Origin of the sequence: Sphingobacterium micropteri (genome assembly GCF_014692515.1) — a bacterium.
GTDB classification, from domain to species: Bacteria; Bacteroidota; Bacteroidia; order Sphingobacteriales; family Sphingobacteriaceae; genus Sphingobacterium; species Sphingobacterium micropteri.
Genome location: NZ_JACOIK010000002.1, coordinates 314,872 through 333,307 on the forward strand (window position 1 = coordinate 314,872; position 18,436 = coordinate 333,307).

Genomic DNA, 18,436 nt, shown 5'->3' on the forward strand with positions numbered 1-18,436 from the left:
TTTTACTTTTAATCCAACATGTATCATTTAATAGAAGAAACCGTCGCCTCTATTCGTCGTAAAATAGGCGATTTCACACCGGAATTTGGTATTATTTTAGGCACAGGCCTGGGCAAATTGGTGGAGGAAATAGATATAGAATACAAGATGATGTATTCCAATATTCCCAATTTCCCCATATCAACGGTCGAATTTCATAGTGGAAAGCTGATTTTTGGTTTGTTGAACGGGCGCCGGGTCGTGGCCATGCAGGGACGCCTCCATTATTATGAGGGATATGATATGCAGGCGATCACGTTTCCGGTACGGGTGATGAAAGCCTTGGGTATCCAGAAGCTTTTTGTATCCAATGCCGCGGGATCGCTCAGTCCGAATATTTTGAAAGGCGACATGGGTATTATCGAGGATCATATCAATTTGCTTCCCGACAATCCGCTGCGGGGGCCAAACGACGATGATTTTGGTTCGCGTTTTCCCGACATGAATGAGCCCTATAACAAGGAAATGATTCAGCAAGCGTTGGAGATTGCCGATCGCTTCAAATACAGAGCGCATAAAGTCGTGTATGTTTCCACGCAAGGGCCGAATCTGGAAACAAAGGCCGAGTATCGTTATATGCGTATCATTGGGGGCGATATTGTCGGCATGAGTACCGTACCTGAAGTGATTGTGGCCAATCATATGGGGTTACCGGTATTTGCGATTTCGGTGGTAACCGATGAAGGATTTCATGCCGAATTAAAACCTGTTTCTTTTGCAGAGATCATACAAGTGGCTACCGAAGCAGAGCCAAAAATGACAAAGATTCTAAAAGAATTGATAGCATTGCAATAAATGCACCCATCATGGTTTATCCAAGCCGAACGTAGTGCGTTCATGAATGTTAATGAAAAACAAACATTTAATGAATAAACCATATTTTAGCCTTATTTTTGGCATAAAATTTAGAACAAATTGGTATTGATGAACAGGCACTTGAAGCAACTCCTACTTTTTTTTGTGTTTATCTTCGTAGGTACGACGTATGTTTCTGCGCAAGTGGAAGAGGAATTTAGCAGTGCCCTGGATTCGGCAAGAGCCAAAGAGGATAATAGGCAGGACTCTGTTGTTTTTACGGCAAAGTATGTGCGCTATACCACGTTGGATATGCTCAAACAGAGCACGCGTACGGTACAGATTGATACCACACACGTCAATTTCCAATACTACAATAAACAAAACGTTCCGTGGAACCCGACCATTAATTTGGGATCTTATGGTTTAGCTTCGCGAGATCTATTGTTCAATCCGAATAAGACGATTGGCTTTCAGCCTGGATTCCATGCCTTGGAAAGATATCTAATACAATCCGATTCTATCCAATATTTCCGTGCAAGAGCACGTTATTCCGAATTATATGCGGTAGGGTTCTTTTTCAATGATCAGGTTTTTCGGGCCCGACTGGCACAAAATATTAATCCGCAGCTCAATATAGGCGCTGAATACTACGCCACCAATACCGATGGTTATTATGTGAATCAGGATTATAATGATCGAAAGGCAGCGGTTTTTACCTGGTACGAATCAAAGAGTTTACGCTACAACTTGCTGATGAATTTAACGGTCAACAGTTTAAATTCTCCCGAAAATGGCTCGGTTGTAGACCGGAACGTGTACATGCAGGACGTGTTTAGAGATACCTCCAGTATGTCCAATATGGGGTATCCGGTCAGGCTGACCGGGCGACAAGCCAATCGTCCTAACCATAAATGGAAAGACAACGGTGTCTTTTTGCGACAGTCTTATTATTTGGGTAGGTTAGACACGATAAATCGGGGGACACCAGAAATGGAGATACGTCCCACCAATACCGTTGCACACAATTCCTCGCTGCGTCAGCGGAGATTTACTTTTTTTAAGAATGAAGAAGATCTGGAAGGTGCGTTCCCCTATGGTGATTTCGCACGTGTAGAAGATACCACAACCATTACGAACATTACCAACGAATTTACCTATAGTTTTTATTTACGGGGTAAGGGTGTGTTTAAAAATGAAGCCAAACTGGATCTGGGCTTTCAGAACGACCTGATCTGGTATAAGGATAGTCTGACGAACGAATTCTTCCAAAACAGTATGCTAAAGGGTACGCTAGGTTATCAATTTAGCGACCGTGTTCAGTTACAGGGAAATGTAAACCAGATTGTTGTAGGGCGTCATGCAGGAGACTTTCTGTATGAAGCGAACGCCGATATTTTGTTGAGCGAAAATGCGGGTAGGGTGCGGATCGGTGCGTATTCGCAAAATAAATCACCGGAAATGGTATTTAATCTGATGAACTACACGTATCATCAGTGGGATCATAGTTGGGAAAAAACGAAGACACAGAACCTTTCTTTCGCGTATACCAACAATAAAATCGGATTTTCAGGTAAAGCGGAATACTTTTTAATGGATAAGTATCTCTATTTTCGCGAAATCGATAACCCAGATAATGATGAGTTATATATGCGGCAGATCACCCCGGAGCAATCCGGCAATATGAATTTATTGAAAGTCTCCGTCAGTCAGAAATTTCGTTTGGGGCGTTTCCATTTTGATAATATGGGTGTATACCAGAAAACGGACGCTCAAAATATATTGGCCGTCCCCGAGCTGTATACTTGGCATAGCTTTTACTACGCCAATAAATTATACAACGTGATGGATTTCCGATTGGGAACGGATGTGCGCTTCAATACGCCGTTCCGTTCGCCTTCCTACGCCATTAACGTTGGGCAATTTTACAACGATAATGTGGGGATAGAATACTCCACCTATCCGATCGTGGATTTATGGTTTACCGGTAATATAGACCGCGTGAATTTATTTATCTCCTATAATTTTGTTAATCAGTTTGTTTATCCGAAAGGGTACTATACCGTGCGGCGTTATCCTATGCAGGACGCGAACCTACGGTTCGGCGTGTCCTGGAAGTTTTATGATTAGGCGGGCTACGCCACGCGCTACCGTCTTAGGGTAGCTTAGGGCTGTTTACCCTAGCCTGTACACCACTGCTGATTGCGCCCAGAAAGCTAATAATGGCGTGAACTTCATCATCACTTAGTTCTAGCTTCCGTAACAATGGGGATGGAATAGGTACTTTTGTAGAATCTATTTGAACATGCCGCTGTATAGGCGCTGGATTCCCTAAATTATAGTACACCACAACATCAAACAACGTCGGGAAATTACCGTGATGCATCCAGGGGCCGGTCAAGGTGATGTTCCGCAACGAAGGCGTACGAAAAGCCCCAACATCGATCTGTTTGCCGCTAATATGGTAATGGCCTAGATCTTCTTGACGGCTGCCGTATAAGGCCTGCCCGTCGTTATGAAAGAGATTGTCCGAAAATAAGGGTGTGTTATGGCAATTGATGCATCGAGCTTTTGTGCGGAAGAGGTGCATTCCCCAGATTTCCTGGTCGCTTAATGCTTTTTCGTCCCCCTTGACAAATCGGTCAAATCTGCTCGGCAGACTCTTAATTCCCCTTTCAAACGTCGCGATGGCGTATTGTATACGTTCCAGATTGACCGTTCCATCGCCAAAGGCAGCCTCAAAATAGGGCGCATAGCCCGCGATCTCCGAAATGTGCTGTACGACGATGTCCAGCGGATTGTTCATCTCTACACTGTCTATCAACGGGAAATCCACCTGCTCTTCCAGCGATTTTGCCCGGCCATCCCAAAAGAAAGATGTAAAATACCCCATATTATATAAACTCATGGCATTTCTTTTCCCGACCTTTCGGTCATGTCCGTGCGAAAGACTTTTGCCATCCCCCCATCCGAGCTGCGGATCATGGCAACTTGCGCAGGCAATTTGTTTACTGGCGGATAAGCGGGGATCGAAAAATAGCATCTTCCCCAACGCGGCTTTTTCGGTGCTGAAGGGATTATATTCCGGGTAAGACACCGGGGGGAGAGCGCCGATATCTTCAAAATTGGGTGCAACGGTTGAATCAATATTGGCTTTGGGCCATTGCATAACATCTCCAGAAGCGTATAGACGGCGTAAAATAGCTATATCAGGAATTTCCTTTTCCTGGACGAAACCGACCAGAAAAAGGAAAATTCCCAATGAGGTAAGGACAGCTGTTTTCTTCATTAAAAAAAACTAAAAGATAAGCGCCTCTTTACTGATCTTATATTGACGCACAACATCCTCTTGTCCGCCTATCTCGCGCTCATCAAAATGAACCTCGAGGTCAATAACACCGGTTTTCAGGTCATAAGTTCCTGTACCGCTGATACCAATTTCAAAGAAATCAACCAATCCTGATTTTCTGATTTTAACTTTTTGGCTGACCACTTCGACCTCCCCTTTAGCATAAGTCAGGTCGTTGTCCTCTTCCTTACCGATCAATTCCGAGCTTTCGTCGGGTACAAAGCCCAAAACCTTCTCCACATTGATGCCGGCCGTCTTGACGTTAGTGGAGCCGATATGTTCGGCATACAAGGTCACCATATGGAATAAGTTGACCCCGCTGTCTTCCACATACGGTTGGGTATAGCCGATGTATGTCGGGCTGCTTTCGGAAATGGTCGAGAAATGTGCGCCAATCCGTTTGCTCCATGCAGCTGTCTCGGTGTCATACCGATAGACGTACGGTTGGTAATACGCTTCATCCTCGTGGAAATACGCGATGGTGCGGGTAATGGCAAGCTCCTTAGGAAGGGTCTCTTCTTCCGGTTCCGGTTCTGGCTCCGGTTGCGGCTCCTCCGAGCTTTTGCTACAGGAAAGTAGGAATAAAACGATCAAGACGAATAATGTACTTTGTGTTTTCATTTTTTGGATAATATAAAATATGTGATAAATAATGTGTAATAAACGTTTATTGTTAATAACCGGGATTTTGCTCCATATGGTTATTGCTGTTTACGGATTGCTGAGGAATGGGCAAGACGAATCTGTCTGAAGGGTAGCTCATATTACAATTTGTGCCCTCACAATCGCTCCGCTCTACCGATAAGCCGCGCCGCATCAGATCAAAAAATAGAAATCCCTCGAGGCAGAGCTCCCGCCGGCGTTCGTTCAGTATTTCATCGATCAGCGCTTGTTTGTTCTGCGTCGCCAAAGGTTCCAGCTCCGGGTCTGCACGTAATCGGATCCGGTTCAGGTCCGCAAGAGCTTCCGCTGTTTTCCCCATTTCTGCCAAAGCCTCGGCACGGATCAGGTACATTTCAGATAACCGGATGATTTTGACACTCGTGGCCTCGAAATTATAGGAATTATATTTAAAGGTGCCACCGGCGGATCGAATATCATGCTCGCTAAATAGTTCGAGCAGGTCTTGGGATGGCGCAAACTGGAAATAAGAATTGGCACTCTCGTTAACATAATAATTCCCGAGTGAGGTTCCGCCGTGACCGGTAGGCAGGGCAACCTCCAGGATGGTTTCTTTCGCTGCTGCCGTTTTCCACGAAGGGAGGTATTCCTCCCGGCTATACAAGGTGAAGTTTTCGGCGATCACTTGGCTACTATAGAGGGAAGCCCCTTCCCAGTCCTGTTTATGTAGGCACAGCCGTGCATACAATGCCTTTAACGCTGAAGTATTCATATATTGAACGCGGTTGCCCGTAAATACCCGTTTGCTGTCGGCAAATAAATCGGTTGCCATCTGTAGGTCGGACGCGATCTGGTCGTACACCTCGGCTACCGTGGCCCGCCTGCGTTGTGCATTTCCGACAAGAATAGGTTCATTGGCAAGGACAACCCCCAGATGGCTGGCGTCTGGCGTATAGCGGTAGGGTTGGGCAAAAAGCTGCACCAGATCCAAATGGATCAATGCCCGTATACCATAAGCCTGCGCCAGAATATCGTTGCGCTCGGCCACTGTTCCGTCTGCCAGATCGGGTACACGCGTCAGGATATTGTTGATGTTGTTCAACATACTATAGAGGTGCGAATAGGTGTTATTCATACTACTGCTATCGGCAGCAGCACTGAAATGGAAGAGATCCAGCAGACTTGTTCGCGTAGGATAGGCATGCCGCAGGTTTCCGCCCGTAAGCTCGGGGTAAACCATCCGTGGACCATTAAAATAGCTCGTGCTGAACATATCCAGATAAACGCCGGTAAGAGCTGCCTTTGCACCGGGCAGATCGGCGAAAATTTCCTCTATCGAAACCTTATTCTCCGGCTCTTTGTCCAGAAACTTATCGCAGCTGAGCGATAACAGGGAAACGACTAGAATAATAATGAATTTTATCTTCATGGTTTAAGACATTTAAAGGGTCATTTGTACGCCTACGGAAAAATTCCGTGTTTCGGGATAATTAAAACGAAGTTCGCGGATGCCATTTCTGCCTTCCGGACTCTTATCCTTATACCAATAAAGGAGGTTGTTGACATTGAAACTGGCCGATAGATTGGGCAGTCGCAGGCGTTGTGCCAGCTCCTTGTTCAGCGTGTAACTGAACGATAGGTTGGACAGTTTGATATGGGTCATATCATAGAGATACCGGGACGAATTGGTAATGGCCGAAGGCGGAAGCCTACTTAGTTTTGGTACGCTGGTGATATCGCCGGGTTTCTGCCAGCGATCCAATATATTAACAGCCATATTGGAGTGATCTAGATTTAAGCCATCCTGAAGACGGGTGGTTGCTACAAGACGATCGCCGCCAAACTGATATTGGATGTTGAAGGATAGCGTCATGTTTTTCCAGGATAACGTGTTGACCACCCCACCTTGGATAGCCGGTAGGGAGTTTCCCAATGGAACATAGGCGCTGGTACGTAAGGCGCGGATGCCGACCCGGTTTACCGTTTCCCCCGAGGGCGTGTAAAAGAGTTCCTCTCCGGTATCCGGATCTACACCTGCCCATCGTACACCCCAGATGGTATTGGTGCTATAGCCTACCCGATGTGCATTTCCTACCTCATCTGTATTCGTTCCTGCATATTGGTCAGCGAGCGGGTTGTTGAAGGAAAGCACTTTATTTTTGTTCCAGCCGGCGATAAAGGAAGAACGCCAAGTGACTGGCTTTTCTTTAAACCAATCCACCGCCAGGCTGAGGTCCATACCCCGGTTTCGCATATTGCCTGTGTTGACAGGAATACTGCCGTAGCCTGTCTCTAACGGGATCCTAACCTGTGCAATTAAGTCACGGACATCATTTTGATAAAATTCCGCCGTGAAATGAAGCCGGTCTAATACAGATATATCGACGCCGATATTTGTTTTGTAATTGGTTTCCCAGCCTAAATCCGGATTGGGTGCTGCTAGAGAAGACGGGCGGGCACCCACTTGTCCGAGATAATCACTGCCGATATCGTACATTCCACGGGAGGCATATGATCCGATGCGGGAGTTTCCGGTGCTACCGAAACTCGTCCGCAGGCGTAAAAAGTCGATGATATCGGATTCGGCAAGAAAATCTTCATTGGAGATATTCCAGCCTAGACCCACCGCAACGTTGACGGCCATTTGTTTGTCGCCACCAAAAAGAGAAGATTGATCCGCGCGTCCACTTAACGTGACGTAATATTTACTTCGGAAATCATAGTTCATCTGCGTATAGTAAGATACCGTTGCATCAGAAATCTTAGACGATGCTGACAACTTATTGGTTGCCAGGCTCAACTCACGGATTTTATCGTACGAAAAGCCGCTCCCGCTTCCGAAAAGCAGGGAAGAATATTGATCGCGTAATTCCGTTCCGAGAATAACGAGCATCTTATGGTCGTCGGAGAAGTTTGGCCGATAACCAACCTGTAGGAAAGAGGTGTAGTTGTAATTCTGTCGGTTGTAGATACGGAGTCGTCCACCAATCGTATTCGTTGGGGGAACCTGCCCTGATTGGTAAATCTCCTGTTTGGACTGAAAGATATTACCACCCAACGCACTTCGTATATACAACGAAGGCGTAATATCATACTGCAGGTCGAAATGGGCGTTGGCCGTGAAGGTCTGGCTCTCGTCACTGTTGTAAGCGAGGACGGCTAATGGATTAGGGGTATTACTGAATGTCGCGAAACTACCATCCACATTATAAGGCGCTATATTCGGTGGGATATAGGCGTTGTTCGCAAAATTATCGAGCCCTTTCCGTTGCATGAAAGTAGGCGTGAACGTGCTGGTCAGACGAAGTTTTTCGGATATTTTGTTTTGGTACCGGAACTGCCCGGTGTACTGCTTCAGGCCATTTCCCGGACTGGCATTTTGCTGGTCGCGGTAACCTACGGAGAGAAAGTAGTTGTTGCCCTCCTTACCACCGGAAACCGAGGCATGTATGTTGGTGTAATTGGCATTCCGGGATGTCAAGGCAAACCAATCCGTATCGATCGTGCTGCTTCCGGCGAGATTTTTTGCTGTGCTCTCCGACATGCCTCCGTTCATATAGGTTTCTTTGAGTACTTCATAATACTCGGGCCCGGATAACAATTGAATGCGATTGATAAAAGTCGATACACCGGCATGGAAGGAGGCTTGCACCCGTGGAGAACCGCTTCTGCCCGATTTTGTCGTGATCAATATAACGCCGTTGGCCGCGTTGGCACCATAAATCGTCGTTGCAGCGGCATCTTTCAGGACCGTAACCGATTCAATGTCCATTGGGTTTATTCCCGCTAGTGGATTTAGCAGGGTTTCCTGATTGAAATTGGAGCCGGCATCACCCTTTTCCTGCTCTTGCATCGGAACACCGTCAATGACAAATAAGGGTTGGGAGGACGTCGTCCGGGAGGAAGCACTCATAGCAGATAATGTCCCCTGGCCACGGATGTTTATCTTGACGGGCGTGCCTAACGCGGTGTTTGTCTCCACGTATAAGCCCGGAACAAGTCCTTCCAGCATTTTGTCAATACTTTCCAGCGGTCGGCTTGTCTGCAGTTCCTTTGCGTTGAGGGAAAAGACACTCCCCACGGTTTCTTCGCGTAGCTTAGGGCCTTCATAGGTATTGGTAATGATGACTTCTTCCATGCTTTGGTCTGCGGATGTCATCCATACTTCCTGATAGGTAGTGTTGACAATAATTTCAGCCCGGTTATAACCGACATAGCTGATCTGCATTTTTTCGCCGATGTACGTATCCGGCACGTAAAAGGTGTATTCTCCTTGCTGGTTCGACCGGAACTGTGTTTTTCCCGATTGTAGGTAGATTGTTGCTCCGCGCAGTACGGATCCGGATAACGAATCCCTTACGACACCAGCTACCCGGATGGTTCTGTCGGCCTTGGTAACGGCAATGACTTTCCGGCCCATTTTACGAAAATTAAGCTGGTGGTTCAACGTAAGGTACTGCAGGTGGTCGTCCAGCGTGGTTATATTTTTTGGTAACTGTATATATTGCTCCGGCTGGATGGCGTTATCATAAGAAAAAGAAACCTGAAAGCGTTGTTCCAGCGTGGAAAGTGCTGAACGTAACGTAACCTTTTGTGCCTCCTGGGCAAAGAGAGCAGGGGATATGCAAAGCATAAGCAGGAATAGAACGGAACCCCAAATCCGTTGATAACTAATAGAGTACATAGTGGTTGTCTGCTGTTTTTCTGTATTTTTTACCTTTGATATGGCAAATGGTGTTTAGGACATCTTCTGCTGTCATGTTTTCATACCGCCCTGTTAACTCCCAGTTTTGGACAGTGCCTTCATGACCCAGTATGATGCCGTAATAGCGTTTGAATTTGAGCTGTACTTCTTCAAAATCAGCCTTGTCGAAGGCGAGCACGCCTTTTGCAAAATCGGAGCTGTATAGGTTCGAAAAAGAAGATACGGTAATTTTTCCCGAACGATGGACAATGGCTTTATCCCCCGGGGAGAGTATGGTGCGATCTGCCGAATGTGGATGGGATAGGCTGATTTTTCCGGAAAATAAGCTGATTTGATGCTGGGCATCCCCTTTTTCTTCCACCAGGAAGTTTGTTCCCAATACCTGGATATCGGTAAACGCGGTACGCACCGTGAAAAGGCGCTCTATGTTACGTTGGATGGCGAAATGCCCTTCTCCTTGGAGTTCCACGACCACCGAATCTTTTCGGAATACCTGTGGGTACCGAAGCGTGCTGCCTCCTGCCAGGACAACCGAACTGCCGTCCGGGAAGTTGATTTTTTTAAGTTTACCGAATTCTACATGGACCTCCTGCCATGCAGAAACCTGTTTTTGGGCAGCTATATCGTTATCTGTACCTACGCCGTCAACGGATTTTATCGTATAGGCAATAAAAAATCCCAAGACCAAAATGATAGAAGCGGCGGCAGTCCAGCTCCACCAGCGATAACGGAATCTGGTTGTTTTGGTCGATACCGTGTGGTACAGCGATTGCTTAAACCTATGCTGTTCTTCTAAAAATTCTGCCTCAGGCAAATGGACACGAAAGCCATCCAACATCCGGATAGCTTCTTCTATCTTTTCGATTTGATCAGGGTTTTCGCGGCTAAATTCTGACCAATAGCGAATTGCCGAAGGATCCGTTTTCTCATAAAAAGCAAGGAAGCTGTCATCGCAGATCAGCTCTTCTACTGTGCATTGTTTTTTATCCATTTATAGGCGTATATCACGATGTGTAATTTGTTCTTTATTCTATAGAGGGGAGGAACAACCGTTTTTACCGATTATTTTTTACTTTTTTTTTCAGGACTTTCAAAGCCTCGGAAACGAGGTTATAGATGGTGCGGACGTTGTTCTGGGTTCGATCGGCTATTTCGTCATACGATAGCTTGTCAAAATAACGTAGTTGGATGGCTTGCTTTTGTTTGGGTGTGAGCTGCTCCATCCCGAGAAGGAGTTGTTGCCATGTTTCCCGGGCTAACTCCGCACGGATCATGATATCTTCTTGTGAGTCTGCAGACGCTTCCAGGTGGGGAGCTATCGGGAATATAGTTTGACGGTCTTTCTTTTCGTTCAGTATGCGGCGTAACCAGGTGAAAAGATAGGGTTTGACAGATGATACCTGGGGGAGGCGATCCCGCTTTTCCCAAATAGAAAGGAAAAGGTACTGTATACCGTCTTTTACTGCTTCACGTGGATGCCCTAACATCACGCCGTAAGCAAATAAATCGTGGTAAGTACTTGCATATAAGCTCTCCAAGGCATCGGGAGAGCCGGTTAATACTCCTTTCCAATCGTCCAACATACTATAAATTCCGGCAAAGCTACGTATAGTTTAGAATGATTCCAAATTGTTTGCAACAACTACATACACGAATGATATTTTCCTAGACCAACTTTGTGGAAGGAACTCGCGGAAGTTTGATGATGAAGTAGCTGTTTTTCTTTTTGTCGAAATGTTGTATCTTTAGGAACGAAACCAACATAGATACTAACATGCTCCAATCTAATTTCTTCTGTTTTCAACAGCGTGCTGTCCCGTCGACAAGAACCATTGAGGGCGGATACCTTTCTTTTTTGCCTTTAAACCACCATTATCGTGTAGGTAATAACCTAGAAGCCATTTTTATGGAACTGGAAGAATGTATTCTTCTGGAATTAAAGGGAACTATTGATCCGAATGGATTTCGCATTGACCCGGCTATGGGCGAGATTAGTTTCTGGCAATTGTACCAGTTTATGAATACATCCCAGCTTTATTTACCCCACAGCCTGCCTTTGAGCGATAACCGTTGTATCTCATTTTCTACAGCGGCACAAAAAGTTCCGTTATTGCTGAATCAGGGAAAGCAATGGGCTGTTCTCATCGGCTATAAAACTGATACCGTAGCCGATTTGCTCAAAGAGTTTCCGATGTTGGCGAGCTTAGCCTACGGGAACGAATCGCCTAAAACCAACGCTTATTGGGAACCGGATATCAGTATCAACCATAGTCTACGGGATGCGTGGAATCGTCTCTGCAGACCGGAATATCTTCCTTTCCGTGGTAAGGGCGAACTCTTGTTGGACGTTTGTCGGTTGCTGGAAGAATACTGCCGGCAATTGGATCGTCAGGCAGACCAAAACGAACGAAGCCGGCTGGCGTTGTACCATAAGGCATTGGCCTATATCAATGACAACATATTGGATTCCATTAATAAGGAAACGGTTGTTAAAGGGTTGGGAGTGAATGCTCGGACGTTGGAGCGCGCATTTCAAGATAGACCGGTTAAGATAGCGGAGTATATCCAACGGATAAAACTTAATCATGCAAAAAGCCTATTATACGAAGGTGAGATGACCCTGGACCAGGTTTCTAACCTGTTGAACTATCCAAACCGGAAATACTTTAGCCGGGAATTTAAAAAATATTTTTTCCAAACCCCGAGTTCCTTTCAGAAAGAAATGGGTGAATTTCGGAAAGGTAACGAAGAAGAGGAATAAGTGCGCGTAATGGAACTTGTTTTACGGGGAATATATGTTATGTTGGCGCATCATAGCTATATTCCTGTATTTTAATCTTATTTATCGTGCAATAGCGTTGTTTTCTGGGAGAAAGTAGTTTTTTAGGGAGCGAGAAGTTTTGTTGGCGCATGACGTTTGTATTGTTGGAATACGATATGGTTTTGGGAATTTAGGCTTTTATTTCGGTGAAATAAGAAGATTTTCTGGGAAAAAGTAATTTTTTTGGTTGGATAAAATGTGCATTTCCAAGCTGTAAACGCATAAAATAACTGTTTTTGATGGGATAGGGGGTCAAATTGCGACAAAATTTTCAGCAAATCGCGATGAAAATGTCGCAATTTGACCCCCTGTTTCGTGACCCTCTATGTTATGTTTGTATCGTTGATCAACAAAAGGTTTAATTTTTAATACCCAAAAAAAACTATCATGAGTAAAGTAACATTAAAAACTGGGGGAACCAGTAACGGAGAAGCACAGTTTGTTAGATTCGTTGAAAACATCATTGTTAAATTAACAGAAAATGCAGATTTGTTTACGGACGCAGATCCGAGTATTGCCGATCTGGAACAGGCACTGGCTAAAGTCAAGCAGGCGCAGGCTGATGCAGCCTATCGGGACAAGCGTTTTGTCGTGCTCAAAAACCAGGCTTTTGCGGCGTTGAAGGCGATGGTTTATCATCTGTCGCTCTATGTAGAGCGTCAGGCAAATGGCGATGCAGCGGTCATTTTAGCAGCAGGTTTTAACCCGTCTGCACGAGGTGGCATCGGCATAGAGCCGGCACCACGACCGAAATTCCTATCGGTAGAGGTCAATGCCCGTATACCGGGGATAACCACGCTGAAGACGAGTTATTGGAAGGGTAACGTGGCCTATCGGTTTGAATACCGAAAGAAAAACAGCGACGTCGACTGGACAGTGGTCACAAGTACCCGATCTAATGTCACGATCACGGGACTGGAATCGGTACAGGAATATGAGTTCCGGGTCGCTTATGTCGGAAGGCATCCACAGATCACGTATAGCGATGTTGTGAGTTCGTACGTGTTTTAAACGTTAATCGTGTAATTTTGGCTATCCCCGCATCACGGAATATGATGCCCTCTTCGGAGTGGGATAGCCACTTTTTAAAAAAATAAATAGACAAAATATATGAAGACGATCGTTCGCCCACATCCACTAAAAGATATTATCCTGGAATTTGATGAATCCAAGGAGCAGCCAGACTACGAAAAAGAAGCTTTAGAACGTTACTACATGGCGCATGATGTGGTGTGGGATTTGAGACAACGGCTGGAATATTTGGCAAAAGGTCTGTTGGCTATACAGGAGCATACGCGTGAAAGCGAGATGGAAGCCCTCCGCTTGGATCAAAGCCTGGTCTTTGTGGAAGATAGCCTGGGCTTGTCTGACGGCAAGAACCTGCCGGAAATAAAGGATGAATTTACCATTGATGTGACCGGTTTATTTCAGGATTTGGAAGAGCACAATAGAGCGGTGCAGGATTTATATGTGCTCGTGGATGATATGACTCAACGCTACAACTATGAAATAGATCTGATTGATCCGGCCGACGAGTACCAAGAACATTGGCCGGTACATGGTCGGCATTTCGGCATATTCGACGAGGTGTATCCGCGTTATGAGGAGCTCTCGGTCAATATCGTTTCCCTGGACGATGATGAACAAACCTTTTTGGAGATTTACGGGGAGATGTTTGAGGTGTACCGGGAGAACTTAGATTTTGCGGAGAAAGTCTTTGAGGCTTATCGACGGTTGATCGAACTGGTTGACCCGATATATAAACGGGCATCGATTGCGATGGTGATCATGAATCAGAAGATGGGAAACCTTCCTAATTAAGGGGTTGCTCTTTCGCGCTTAAAAAAATCAAAAAATAATTTTGCAAATCAGATTTTACCCCTATATTTGCACACGCAATAACCGAAAGGCTTGGAGAATTAGCTCAGCTGGTTCAGAGCACCTGCCTTACAAGCAGGGGGTCACTGGTTCGAACCCAGTATTCTCCACATCATATAGAACCTTGGGAGATTAGCTCAGCTGGTTCAGAGCACCTGCCTTACAAGCAGGGGGTCACTGGTTCGAACCCAGTATCTCCCACAACACAAAAAAGTCCTTTTTTGATAGAAAAAAGGGCTTTTTTTATGCAGTATCACATAACCAACGTCCATTCAATTTCCTGTTTGTGTTCTGGAATTCTGTTCCATTGTTCCGAAATTTCGTCAAAATAAGTTCGTCTGTTAAAACTATACTAAAGAAGAACGATTGTAATCAATAAAATGCTGGGAAATAAAAAATGATACAAAAAGTGTTTTTGTCGTACGGAATATTTCCGTATATTTGCATCAATAAATTTATTTTATTATGGAGAAGCAATTGACATTATCAAAAAAAGCAAGATTTGATGCTAAGATCCCAAAGGTTCAGAAGGAGCTTTTTGAACATGCTGCCAGTTTGGGAGGGTTTCGTACCCTTACAGATTTTGTAATCAATGCTGTACAGGAGAAAGCGACTGCCATTATTCAAGAACATAATACCATTCTTGCATCTGAAAAAGACCGTGAAATATTTTTTAACGCTTTAACCAACCCTGTAGGTCCAAACAAAAGATTGCAGGATGCAGCAGAGCAATATAAAAAATTCATACAAGAGAATAAATGAGCATCAGAATAGAGCCACTTAACTCCTCCTTAAACAAGAAGGCCTTTAATTGTGGTAAGGAAATGCTCGACAACTATTTTCATTTTCAGGCTAGCCAGGATGTCAAACGCAAATTATGCGTTGTGTTTGCCATGTTTGAAGATACGACTGTGAAAGGTTATTATACGCTTTCAAATGCTTCCATTCCGGCAGAGATGATGCCCGAATCCATCAAAAAAAAGATGCCTAAATCCTATGAGGCACTTCCTGTAACCTTACTCGGCAGACTAGCCATTGATACAAAATTTAAAGGTCAAGGTTTGGGTAGCATTATATTAATTGATGCACTTAAGCGGAGTTATGATGCCAGCAAAAGTTTGGGATCCATAGGAGTCGTCGTTGACCCATTAGATAGCGACGCCGTTGCATTCTATAACAAATTTGGTTTTATTCTTTTGCCCGATAGTGGGAAGATGTTTTTGCCGATGGCAGATATCGCTCGGCTGGGATTTTAATTCTTTACACCTTATCTTTTCAAATTTGTATATGGTAGGTGTTATTGACCATAACAAAGATGCAATACCATGGGCTTGTAATAGGATATCCGGTGCTTTTTCCTTTTATAAATCTTCTTAGAAGATAAGAATATTAGACCCCAATGTTGTACCTTTATCGATTATTCTTAGTCCAAATGCAAATTTATGGTTATTGACACCGAGAAAATGGAATTGATTGCGATTCCTTTTTTACGACATAAGGTGTGACAGCTTGACGACATATCAATATATATGGAAGAATGTACTATATTTAATGAGATAAAGAAATTAGCACAATTTGCGCACTACTCCAAACGTGAACAAATCGTTCAAGGCGTAATTAACGCCTTAGAACAAAATCTTATTCGACGGGGGGATACGATGCCTTCTGTCAATAAAATGATTCAAAAACTGGGATTTGCCCGACAAACTATTGTCAATGCCTATCAAGAACTTATCGAAAGAGGTATCTTGGAATCCAAAAACCGTCTGGGATATTTCGTCGCCTCGGATGAGAGCCACCAACAATTGAAAGTTTGTTTGATCATTTATGCCTTCGATACTTTCCAGGAAACTTTTTATGAGACTTTTCGGAAGAGTTTGGGAGAGCATGTAAAAGTAGATGTGTTTTTTCATCATAACAATTTTGAGGTTTTTCAGCAAACCATCAATACGGTAAATGCTAAATACGGTGTATATGTTGTCGCGCCTATAGAGCGTCCGGAAACAGCTCCATTGCTGGAACAGCTCCCTCCGCAGAAAACCTTAATTGTAGACAGACACATTTCGTTGGATCCCTCTTACTCCTATATTGCACAGGAATTCAAGAACTCTTCTTATCAGGTGTTTGTCAGTTTGCTGGACGATATCCGACGATTTGATGAATTTATTTTCTTATTCAAGCCTTTTTCTGCTGAACCCAATGATGTGCTGCTTTCTTTCCAACAGTTTATAGCAGATTACCAAGTCAACGGGGTAATTAAAAACGAATATGAATCCGGAAGTATAGAAAAGAATAAAGTATATTTCACGATCCATAACCTGGAACTGTGGGAGATGTTGAAAGACGTTAAAAATAAAGGGTTTAAGTTAGGTGTTGACGTAGGGATACTTTCCCATAATGATGACCATGTGAAGGAAATCATTTTTGATGGAATAACTACTTTTTCCATCGATTTTGCTGAAATGGGTGTATTAGCGGCCGAATTCGTCAAACACAGAAAACCCATTAAGTATATCATGCCTACAAAGCTGTTTAAACGAAATTCGCTTTAGCTTGCATCATGTTAGCTCTTTCTGCCATAAGTTTCATTTTTTTCATTCTGGCGGCGTTAATCTTATCCATTTACCTCAGTCGGAAAAGAAAAGGAAGTCAGACTGTCGCCGGGTTCTTTTTAGCTAACCGTGCAAATGGGTTTATTTTAGTAGGCGCGTCGTTGTATTTGAGCAACTTAAGTGCTAACCAACTGATTGGAGAGAACGAATCCGTATACATCAACAATATGTCTGTTATCGGATGGGGTGTTTCTTCTGTTTTTGCCATGTTGCTCGTGGCAGAATACTTTATTCCTATTTATCTAAAATCAGGCATCAATACGGTTCCGGAATTTTTAGAAAAACGCTATGACAGCGGCACGAAGAATTTGGTCTCGCTTGTTTTTCTATTGGGATATCTACTGAATTTGCTCCCCACGACACTTTATGGAGGCGCTCTTGCTCTTGATAGCCTCTTCGACATTTCTGGATATATCCAGATAGATTACTGGCAAACGATTTGGATATTGGTTTGGTTTATCGGTTTGGTTGGGGTTATTTTTACCGTTCTCGGCGGATTAAGTGCCATTACGATATCCGACACCATATTGAGCGTCGGGCTGCTGATCCTCATGGTAGCTATTCCGTACTTTGGACTTAAATATCTGGGAGAGGATTCGGTATATCAAGGTCTTAAAACCGTGCTATCAAACAAAAAAGAACATCTCAATGCTATTGGTGGGCCACAAGATGCTATTCCTTTCTCTGCACTATTTACGGGTGTATTTATTGCCAACCTTTATTATTGGGGAATGGAGCAATATATTGTCCAGCAAATTATTGCCGGAAAGAGCCTTGCGGAGAGCCAAAAAGGGGTAGCTTTAACCTGTTTCTTGAAATTGCTCAGCCCATTATTGATTAATATCCCAGGATTAATTGCGGTTAATTTATATGTTGACTTACCGCACACGGCGAGTGTATTTCCGTTATTGGCTAGAGATGTATTACCTGCGGCAATGAGTGGATTGACGGCCGCGATATTGCTAGGGGCAGCCATTAATACATTCAATGTAGGATTGAACGGTGCGAGTTCACTGTTTATTTTTAATATTTACAAACCTATTTTCGCCAAAAAGCATAAAGAAGAGGTGTCGGAAAAACGAATATTGAGGACCGGTAAACTGTTCCAGATTGGGATATCACTTTTTGCGATGAGCATCGCCCCGTTTATCATTTACAGTGACAAAGGCTTCTATTTTTATATCCAGAAAGTTAGTGGCATATTCAGTGTACCCATTTTTACGATTCTATTCCTAGGTTTTTTCAAGACTAAGATTCCGCCCATTGCCGCAAAAGCAGGTATTTTCTTTTATATTGTCTGCTACATTTTTACCCAGTTTATTTTAAATACTTCTCTTCATTTCCTGCATTGGATGGGTATTTTGTTCGTGGCTACAGCCCTTCTTATGTTTGTCATCGGACGGCTTTATCCCATGGCACAGCCGTTTCAACTTATACAAGAGAATAAAGTAGAAATAGTGCCTTGGAGAAATCGGGGCTACTATTACGTACTGCTCCTTGGTTTAATGATCTTGGTGTATTGGATATTTTCTCCATTAGGCATTGCATAAACACGGTCTGTTTCATTCAAATTAATTTTTGAAATTTTTTTTAACAAATTATTTGTCCAATAAATG

General features: G+C 44.0%; 15 protein-coding genes and 2 tRNA genes. 11 read left to right on the plus strand and 6 right to left on the minus strand.

The features are described from left to right. Positions 1 to 18: 18 nt before the first annotated feature. The gene (locus H8B06_RS03890; RefSeq protein ID WP_190992986.1) at positions 19 to 834 is read left to right on the plus strand and encodes a purine-nucleoside phosphorylase; all 816 of its coding nucleotides are present in this window, start codon (positions 19 to 21) and stop codon (positions 832 to 834) included. A 129-nt stretch (positions 835 to 963) separates the two neighbouring features. After that, the gene (locus tag H8B06_RS03895) at positions 964 to 2,964 is read left to right on the plus strand and encodes a putative porin (RefSeq protein ID WP_190992987.1); all 2,001 of its coding nucleotides are present in this window, start codon (positions 964 to 966) and stop codon (positions 2,962 to 2,964) included. Positions 2,965 to 2,989: 25 nt separating this feature from the next. Here the strand turns inward: H8B06_RS03895 and H8B06_RS03900 are convergent, their stop codons facing one another. The 6 genes from H8B06_RS03900 to H8B06_RS03925 all read right to left on the minus strand — a co-directional run bounded on the left by H8B06_RS03900 (position 2,990) and on the right by H8B06_RS03925 (position 11,092). Then, a complete protein-coding gene (locus H8B06_RS03900; RefSeq protein WP_190992988.1) occupies positions 2,990 to 4,123 on the minus strand; it encodes a cytochrome-c peroxidase in 1,134 nt (377 codons plus the stop codon). Positions 4,124 to 4,132: 9 nt separating this feature from the next. Next, positions 4,133 to 4,804 (minus strand): hypothetical protein, encoded by a 672-nt coding sequence (locus H8B06_RS03905; RefSeq protein ID WP_190992989.1) that lies wholly within the window; start codon positions 4,802 to 4,804, stop codon positions 4,133 to 4,135. A gap of 52 nt (positions 4,805 to 4,856) precedes the next feature. Next, complete coding sequence (locus tag H8B06_RS03910; protein WP_190992990.1) at positions 4,857 to 6,233, minus strand: RagB/SusD family nutrient uptake outer membrane protein; 1,377 nt, start codon at positions 6,231 to 6,233, stop codon at positions 4,857 to 4,859. Positions 6,234 to 6,245: 12 nt separating this feature from the next. Continuing rightward, positions 6,246 to 9,488: a SusC/RagA family TonB-linked outer membrane protein gene (locus H8B06_RS03915; protein ID WP_190992991.1), complete on the minus strand. Its 3,243-nt coding sequence runs from the start codon at positions 9,486 to 9,488 to the stop codon at positions 6,246 to 6,248. Then, on the minus strand, positions 9,475 to 10,500 hold the full coding sequence (locus tag H8B06_RS03920; RefSeq protein WP_190992992.1) for a FecR family protein: 1,026 nt from the start codon (positions 10,498 to 10,500) through the stop codon (positions 9,475 to 9,477). Before H8B06_RS03920 ends, H8B06_RS03915 begins: the two co-directional genes overlap by 14 nt. 64 nt (positions 10,501 to 10,564) lie before the next feature. Next, entirely contained in the window at positions 10,565 to 11,092 is a 528-nt protein-coding gene (locus tag H8B06_RS03925; RefSeq protein WP_190992993.1) for an RNA polymerase sigma factor, read from the minus strand. Positions 11,093 to 11,283: 191 nt separating this feature from the next. Here H8B06_RS03925 and H8B06_RS03930 point away from each other — a divergent pair, with 191 nt between their 5' ends. The 9 genes from H8B06_RS03930 (at position 11,284) to H8B06_RS03970 (ending at position 18,370) form a co-directional block, all read left to right on the plus strand. Then, positions 11,284 to 12,270, plus strand: coding sequence for a helix-turn-helix transcriptional regulator (locus tag H8B06_RS03930; protein WP_190992994.1), 987 nt, complete (start codon positions 11,284 to 11,286; stop codon positions 12,268 to 12,270). A gap of 447 nt (positions 12,271 to 12,717) precedes the next feature. Further along, positions 12,718 to 13,341, plus strand: a complete 624-nt coding sequence (locus H8B06_RS03935) for a fibronectin type III domain-containing protein (RefSeq protein WP_190992995.1) — start codon at positions 12,718 to 12,720, stop codon at positions 13,339 to 13,341. 99 nt (positions 13,342 to 13,440) lie between these two features. After that, positions 13,441 to 14,151 carry a hypothetical protein gene (locus H8B06_RS03940; protein ID WP_190992996.1) on the plus strand — a complete coding sequence of 237 codons (711 nt, stop codon included), beginning with the start codon at positions 13,441 to 13,443 and terminating at the stop codon, positions 14,149 to 14,151. Between the two features lie 92 nt (positions 14,152 to 14,243). Next, positions 14,244 to 14,318 (plus strand) — tRNA-Val (locus H8B06_RS03945). A 16-nt stretch (positions 14,319 to 14,334) separates the two neighbouring features. After that, positions 14,335 to 14,409 (plus strand) — tRNA-Val (locus H8B06_RS03950). 264 nt (positions 14,410 to 14,673) lie between these two features. Beyond that, complete coding sequence (locus H8B06_RS03955) at positions 14,674 to 14,970, plus strand: type II toxin-antitoxin system TacA family antitoxin (RefSeq protein WP_148918666.1); 297 nt, start codon at positions 14,674 to 14,676, stop codon at positions 14,968 to 14,970. Then, positions 14,967 to 15,464: a GNAT family N-acetyltransferase gene (locus H8B06_RS03960; protein ID WP_190992997.1), complete on the plus strand. Its 498-nt coding sequence runs from the start codon at positions 14,967 to 14,969 to the stop codon at positions 15,462 to 15,464. Before H8B06_RS03955 ends, H8B06_RS03960 begins: the two co-directional genes overlap by 4 nt. Before the next feature lie 273 nt (positions 15,465 to 15,737). Then, positions 15,738 to 16,760, plus strand: coding sequence for a GntR family transcriptional regulator (locus H8B06_RS03965; protein ID WP_190992998.1), 1,023 nt, complete (start codon positions 15,738 to 15,740; stop codon positions 16,758 to 16,760). Positions 16,761 to 16,768: 8 nt separating this feature from the next. Next, positions 16,769 to 18,370, plus strand: a complete 1,602-nt coding sequence (locus H8B06_RS03970; RefSeq protein WP_190992999.1) for a solute:sodium symporter family transporter — start codon at positions 16,769 to 16,771, stop codon at positions 18,368 to 18,370. Positions 18,371 to 18,436: the final 66 nt, after the last annotated feature.

What these genes read in the sequence shown, in the direction of transcription:
- H8B06_RS03890 (WP_190992986.1), top strand. Translation starts at nt 19, where the DNA reads ATGTATCATTTAATAGAAGAAACCGTCGCCTCTATTCGTCGTAAAATA.
- H8B06_RS03895 (WP_190992987.1), top strand. Translation starts at nt 964, where the DNA reads ATGAACAGGCACTTGAAGCAACTCCTACTTTTTTTTGTGTTTATCTTC.
- H8B06_RS03900 (WP_190992988.1), bottom strand. Translation starts at nt 4,123, where the DNA reads ATGAAGAAAACAGCTGTCCTTACCTCATTGGGAATTTTCCTTTTTCTG.
- H8B06_RS03905 (WP_190992989.1), bottom strand. Translation starts at nt 4,804, where the DNA reads ATGAAAACACAAAGTACATTATTCGTCTTGATCGTTTTATTCCTACTT.
- H8B06_RS03910 (WP_190992990.1), bottom strand. Translation starts at nt 6,233, where the DNA reads ATGAAGATAAAATTCATTATTATTCTAGTCGTTTCCCTGTTATCGCTC.
- H8B06_RS03915 (WP_190992991.1), bottom strand. Translation starts at nt 9,488, where the DNA reads ATGTACTCTATTAGTTATCAACGGATTTGGGGTTCCGTTCTATTCCTG.
- H8B06_RS03920 (WP_190992992.1), bottom strand. Translation starts at nt 10,500, where the DNA reads ATGGATAAAAAACAATGCACAGTAGAAGAGCTGATCTGCGATGACAGC.
- H8B06_RS03925 (WP_190992993.1), bottom strand. Translation starts at nt 11,092, where the DNA reads ATGTTGGACGATTGGAAAGGAGTATTAACCGGCTCTCCCGATGCCTTG.
- H8B06_RS03930 (WP_190992994.1), top strand. Translation starts at nt 11,284, where the DNA reads ATGCTCCAATCTAATTTCTTCTGTTTTCAACAGCGTGCTGTCCCGTCG.
- H8B06_RS03935 (WP_190992995.1), top strand. Translation starts at nt 12,718, where the DNA reads ATGAGTAAAGTAACATTAAAAACTGGGGGAACCAGTAACGGAGAAGCA.
- H8B06_RS03940 (WP_190992996.1), top strand. Translation starts at nt 13,441, where the DNA reads ATGAAGACGATCGTTCGCCCACATCCACTAAAAGATATTATCCTGGAA.
- H8B06_RS03955 (WP_148918666.1), top strand. Translation starts at nt 14,674, where the DNA reads ATGGAGAAGCAATTGACATTATCAAAAAAAGCAAGATTTGATGCTAAG.
- H8B06_RS03960 (WP_190992997.1), top strand. Translation starts at nt 14,967, where the DNA reads ATGAGCATCAGAATAGAGCCACTTAACTCCTCCTTAAACAAGAAGGCC.
- H8B06_RS03965 (WP_190992998.1), top strand. Translation starts at nt 15,738, where the DNA reads ATGGAAGAATGTACTATATTTAATGAGATAAAGAAATTAGCACAATTT.
- H8B06_RS03970 (WP_190992999.1), top strand. Translation starts at nt 16,769, where the DNA reads ATGTTAGCTCTTTCTGCCATAAGTTTCATTTTTTTCATTCTGGCGGCG.